The sequence below is a fragment of the Alkalibacterium sp. m-11 genome, assembly GCF_054658155.1.
In genome coordinates this window covers 1-5,986 of record NZ_BAAGIR010000121.1, presented here as the reverse complement: position 1 = coordinate 5,986, position 5,986 = coordinate 1, and the positions used below count along the sequence as shown (strand labels likewise).

The following is a 5,986-nucleotide window of genomic DNA, read 5'->3' as shown; positions in this document are numbered from 1 at the left end:
GACTAATACTGTAGAAGTGATTTTACATATCTCGAAAAACTTCAAAAAAACGAAGTTTTTTAAACATGCCTTCTTATACTTCTCGTTGCTTTACTGGATCTGTTATAAAGCTGTTTAATCCAGACAATGATTGGATTATATTACCTTCATCGACAGAAATCATCATACGAGCAACGAGAAATTTGGGAAACATAATTTTTCATAGATTATTGGGAGTTACCTAATCACTTAACTCAATTATAAGTAATCTGCCTCTATTTCACTAATCAAATGCAGTGTAATCAAAAAAAGGCCCCTAAATTCTTCTATTGAGTTGTTCATATGCGCTAGGGAGCGCATATGTTCCTTCTTGAAAAGCTTTTAGTTCCTTTGCGAGTGAACTGAACAAAATTGAGTCGGCGAGTAATGGGTTAACCGATTGTATACCGGTTACTCAGTTCGGAATTTATCTGGAGTTCCAGGTCTAATGACTTTTGACCCCAGACTCCAGCTAGTCTCTCTGTTGGGTTCAGGTGCAACTGCCCATACACCCGGACTCACTGAACATAACAAACTGAGCTGCCGGCCAAACAGTCTTTGCCAGGCAACTCAAGCAAAAATGCCAGTTGAGTTCCTGCCCAAGAGTAATTTCCCCTGCTGCTCAAATCGGTTCATGACACGAGTCAGCAGAAAAAGCTAGGTCAGAACCCTGGGTATAATAATAAGCCCATTATCTCCATAGCAAACAACTCTAAAAAATTAAAAAAGTAAAATGGCAGCTCTCTTTTGTACATCTATACAAAATGAAGCTACTATTTTACTTTTAGAAATTAGAATAGGCCGTTAGTTCACCTTCTTATAGTCAGCCACTTAATTTCTACGTTTAAAACGCTTAGCTACAAGCCAGATGACCAATCCAATCAGCCCGAGTACCAGAATATAAGGAAACGCATAAATGAAGAAGATGATGATGTCCTGCACAATGTAGTAAAAGGCAAAGAATGAATCTGTCAGTGCTTCCTGCACCCGTCTAAGGAATGAGAGTCCTTCTTCCCGGTCACCGGAAATTCTTGGGCGTTCGGTGATAGTCATTCTCACCACAGTATAGTCGATCAGATCATCATAATAGTCCAGCTGAGACTGCAGACTTTCTCTTTCTGCAATGGTCTGACTCAGACTGTCTTCGATCTGAATGATTTCTTCAATCGTCTCGGCTCGATCCAGCAGCTCGTTCAGCCGTTCTTCCTTGTTCTCCAGAACTTGCACTCTGGCTTCGGTCTCTCTATAGAACTGCGTGACATCTTCCGTTCCCATCTGCTCACTGATTTTTTGAGCCTGAACACCTTCCAAGTCATTCAAAAAAGCCGTCAGATGTTCTGTCGGGACGCGCAGGGTGTAATCGATCATTCTATACTGTCTGGATGCTCCCCCGCCCGGTGTATGGCTGGATTCATACGAATGTTCGATGAATGCATCGTGACGCGTGACCAAATCGCGAATATAAGTAACCGTCTCAGTGTACTCGACCGTTTCAAAGTCCATATTGGCTGTACGGATGACTTTTTCTCCAATCAGCCGTTCACCTGAACTCTCCGGTGATTCCCCGATTTCTGCAGCCATTTCCATATCGGCCGAGTCTTCCGTCACCGCGGTTCCTCCACCGTCATACCCTGTCGACTCATCGCTCATATCCCCGTCGGATTCTGACGCACAGGCTGTCAGAAGGAAGACCGCCATAAGTAAAATACTCCGCTTTAACTTCATCTCTACTCAGTCCTTATCTCTTATCTGATTATTTACACTCATCATACGCCTAAGTCTGTGAAAAAAACACAGGGTGATGAACATAAAACTATAGTTGTTCATCACCCTGTCTACTGGTTCATTATTATAACTAAGTCAACGTTTCTCTAATTAGTCGACCAGGTCGATTATCTTCTCTGCTGCAGACTTTCCTGACCGGAGTGCCCCTTCCATAAAGCCTGGAAAAGCTTCAGCCAACTCTGTACTTGCAAAAACAGATAACTTAAAAGGCGTTCGCAGTTTATCAGGCGATTCCGGTAAGCCCGCCACATGCACCTGCCCGCTATATCCTCCCCCATAATATGGATGGTCGACCCAGATGCTTTCTCTGTAATCCAAGTATTCCTCCACCTGATCACCCAGGACGTCTCTCAATCTATCCAGCACAAACTGATGACGATCCTGTTCTGACCGCTCCACCAAGTCTTTCGCCAAATCTCCTCCAATAAAGGCAGTCAATCTTGGATGGTCTCCCTCCTTTGAAGAGTCGGAAACACTCAGCCCATCGTAATCACCATAGACGATTCCTTCTACAGGAACGGATTTCCCGTTCATGTCATAGTGATGCCAGAATGGTTGCTCATATGTTAGAGACACTTTAATAACTGACCCATCGATGTAGCTAGTCAGAAATGGCTCGTAATAAGTCTTCAACTCTTCCTGAAACTTAATGCGGCTTCCGGCCGTTGGAGGAATCGCAAATATGACGGCTTTGGCATGATGACTCTTCCCATTGCTCGTATTTAATGTATATAGTCCATCTTCATACTCAACAGATTCAACTGGATGGTTGAACAAAATCTCTTCTTTCAGCTGAGACGAAAGATAATCGACTACCTGTGTGAGCTGCCCGGATGCCTGATGTGTAAGATCATCCAGTTCAGACGCGTACCGCTCAATCGTTTCGAGAAAGCTTTCGGCAAGAATGTGCTCGGTACTAACCGTTGATTCCTCAGTGAAAAAACTCTTGGCTATTGCTTCTTCCTGTTCGTTTTCTACCCAATCTTCTATCGTCTGGGCAAGGGACAGACGCGTGTCAGTCTCGCTATGAACAATTTCTTCATCGACGGATTCGATGAACGCGCCAACGTCCGTCCGTGTTTTTGCGTGCAGATAGACACTGTCTGGCTTCGAAACGGTACGCTTTAAATGCATCCCGCTTTCTTCAATTAGCCTGGTCAGCTCAGTCATATCCTTATTGACAAACTGTGCTCCCAGTTCCAGAGGATACTCTCCCAGCTCGTTACATCCTGAATAAACTTTTCCTCCGGCCCGGTCTGTTGCCTCGAGAATTTTGTAACTCAGTCCGCTGCCATCAACCACACGGGCGGCTGATAAACCGGCTAATCCCGCTCCAACAATAATGACTTCCACTGCTTCTGTTTCTCTACTCATTGTGTGACCTCCCGTAACGCTTTCTGGCAAAGCATCATTCAAAGTGATTATGTTCTACCTATTCACCCTTATCTTAGCACACTCTTTAGTTAAGGCCAGACTTTCTTCACTAAAAACGTCCGAAAAGGAGTAGAGTTTCATGGCTAGTTCTGTGTATCTATAGGCAGTTGAATCTGCCTGAGCAGATTCTACATTCTTCAAGAGCTTTACCTGCTTTTTGAGTCGAGTAATTCAAGGTATACTAGTCGTTATGCCTGTATAGCTGCACCTTAGGAGAGTGCCATGCTGCTGAACTCACAGTAGTCTTGTTTTACTTTTAGTTCCGATATTTTTTCTGGCGGGCAACTGTCATAAGATCCTTTTCAGCTGTAGTTTATTTCTTTCTATGAAGCTAAACTATCATTAGGCCCCCTCTAGCTGTAGCTTAATTCTTTTTCTCGCACAAAGCTTCCTCTAGACCCCTTCTAGTGGCAAGTTAATCTAAATGAGACGCCTGAACTATAACTAGAATCACTCTACCTCCATTTCCGTACCAGCCGTTTGTGCTGAACTATAAGTAGACGATTTATAACTGCATCTTCGACTCGAAACGACCTCCGCAACTGCATTTAGCCTCTGCTACTGATGTCATTCCTGCCCTGCACACAGTAAAACCCGGACGGGGCGATCAACTGATCACTCAATCCGGGTTAAATTCCTTATTATTCTACTAGTCCTATAGTTCGAAGCGCTCGACCAGCTGGTTCAGTTCTTCTGCCAGACGGGCCAGTTCTTCTGAGCTTGCGGAGACTTCCTGCATCGTGCTGTTTGACTGTTGAGCCGATGCCGACGTCTGTTCGATACCCGCAGCCGACTCTTCAGAAATCGACGCAATCTCTTCTACACTGGAACTCATATTGACCGTTTGTTCCTTGTTGTCTGCCAGCTTTTCAGTAATTCTTCGTATCGTCCGTTCCATTTGTTCAACTGAAGATGAAATGCTGTTGAAGGTCTTCCCGGTCTTCTGAATCTGTGTAGTTCCTTTCTGAACTTCACTGTACCCATTTTCCAGTGCACCAACGACTTGTGCAGATTCTTCCTGCATGCGTCTAACGATGTCAGTAATTTCCACAACGGAACCGGACACTTCTTCCGACAGTTTTCTGACTTCATCAGCTACTACAGCGAAGCCTTTGCCCTGCTCACCGGCACGTGCCGCTTCAATTGCCGCATTCAGTGCCAGAAGATTCGTCTGTTCTGCAATTCCTTCAATGACTGTGACCAGTTCGGACACTTCACTGGATTTTGTATCAAATCCTCTCATTCCGTCGACAGACTGCTTGACAATCTCATCGATGGTCTGCATTTGTGTGACTGAGGAGTCCATCATCAGACGCCCTTCATCTGTCAGGCCACGTACTTTAGTGGACGTCTGATAGACACGCTCACTCTCCTCAACTGACTGCTCGATTGTGTGAACGAATGCACTCATACTCTCTGAAAGATCGCTAGTATAAGTAGCCTGTGATTCTGATCCGGATGCGAGCTCCTGCATAGTTATCGCAATCTGATCAGCTCCCTGGACAACCTCGTTTGTGGACTGAGTCAGTTCTTCACTGGAACTCAGGACATGATGAGTTGCGTTCGATACTGAGGTAATGATGTGACGCAGCTCTTCCTGCATCTTGTTGGTTGCCTGTTCAAGCATGCCGATTTCGTCTTTACGTTTTGTGCGAATCGTCTGACCCGTCAGCTTTCCATCCGCAACATCATTCAGTTTGCTCGAGATGGAGGTCAGCGGGCGTCCAATATTTCGTCCAATGAACAGGCCAATCACAATGGCAAAAGCTGTGGCCAGGATACTTGCAATGATTATTATATATCTTAAATTAGTGAAGATAGACTGGTTCTGATCAAAGGCTTCTGATGAAAGAATCTCATTCATTTCCAATAGCTCTTCTAGATACATATTCGCCGCACCATACCAGGCCCCCGCACGTCTAATCCCATTCATTGCTTCGGTAAAGTCCTGTTCTGCCAGAGAATCTCCCGTTTCATATAGATTTTCAGAGTAGTTGACCCACGTTCTGTTCAGTTCGTCGACAAGGACCGCTTCTTCGTCATAAAGCTGGCGATTACTATATTCAGCTAGCAGCTCCTCAATTCGATCGATATTTTCAAGAGCTGGTTCTCCTCTTGACGGATCAGCATTAATAACCCCGGTCAGCATATGTACCCGAGTATTTTCCATCAGCTGAGCGATTTCAGATAGAATGATCGTCGGCTGTACCCGTTCCGTATAGAGTTCATTAGAATTATCGTTCATCCTTTGAAGCCCGAAAAGCGACAAGCCACCTAATACCAGTACGATGACTGCCAGTATCAGAAAAGAACCCAATAATTTAGTCGTAATTTTCAATTTACTTCCCCCAATTTGTACTATGTAAGTTAGTCCACTATCAGCGGCTACTTATTTATTATCGGAATCTTTCGCTATTAATTAACTTAAATGATAGTTTTCTCACTTAAAAAATTCATCAGTTTTCCGAGCGAGAAAACCCACGGTTTCAATCGTGGGATGATAGCTCGGCAGGGATGAGGGTTCGCTTTGGCGAACTCGAAAGCCCTGTGATATATTCGAATATTTTTTGAGTATGTTCGGTATATTTTCATACACGTATAGAGTATAATGGATACATGGAAAATTACCGTAGAACTAAAACAACCGTCAGCCTCATCAACTATCATTTTGTGTTTTGTCCTCGGTACAGACGAAAGATTTTCTTGAATCCCTCTCTCGAAGAACGGTTCAAGAAATTAGTTCAAGACA

4 protein-coding genes are annotated in these 5,986 nt (G+C 44.2%); 1 reads left to right on the top strand and 3 read right to left on the bottom strand.

Annotated elements, in window-relative coordinates; genetic code table 11:
• Positions 1 to 849: 849 nt before the first annotated feature.
• The 3 genes from ACYQ2O_RS10030 to ACYQ2O_RS10020 all read right to left on the bottom strand — a co-directional run bounded on the left by ACYQ2O_RS10030 (position 850) and on the right by ACYQ2O_RS10020 (position 5,575).
• Positions 850 to 1,743, bottom strand: coding sequence for a DUF4349 domain-containing protein (locus ACYQ2O_RS10030; protein WP_459796534.1), 894 nt, complete (start codon positions 1,741 to 1,743; stop codon positions 850 to 852).
• A 150-nt stretch (positions 1,744 to 1,893) separates the two neighbouring features.
• Positions 1,894 to 3,177, bottom strand: coding sequence for a flavin monoamine oxidase family protein (locus ACYQ2O_RS10025; RefSeq protein ID WP_459796533.1), 1,284 nt, complete (start codon positions 3,175 to 3,177; stop codon positions 1,894 to 1,896).
• 715 nt (positions 3,178 to 3,892) lie between these two features.
• The gene (locus tag ACYQ2O_RS10020; protein ID WP_346025519.1) at positions 3,893 to 5,575 is read right to left on the bottom strand and encodes a methyl-accepting chemotaxis protein; all 1,683 of its coding nucleotides are present in this window, start codon (positions 5,573 to 5,575) and stop codon (positions 3,893 to 3,895) included.
• A gap of 278 nt (positions 5,576 to 5,853) precedes the next feature.
• Between ACYQ2O_RS10020 and ACYQ2O_RS10015 the strand changes: the two genes are divergently transcribed.
• The coding region (locus ACYQ2O_RS10015; protein WP_459796535.1) for a transposase at positions 5,854 to 5,986 on the top strand (133 nt) is incomplete at its 3' end.

Excerpts from the sequence above, each read along its gene's own strand:
- ACYQ2O_RS10030 (WP_459796534.1), bottom strand. The coding sequence starts at position 1,743 with ATGAAGTTAAAGCGGAGTATTTTACTTATGGCGGTCTTCCTTCTGACA.
- ACYQ2O_RS10025 (WP_459796533.1), bottom strand. The coding sequence starts at position 3,177 with ATGAGTAGAGAAACAGAAGCAGTGGAAGTCATTATTGTTGGAGCGGGA.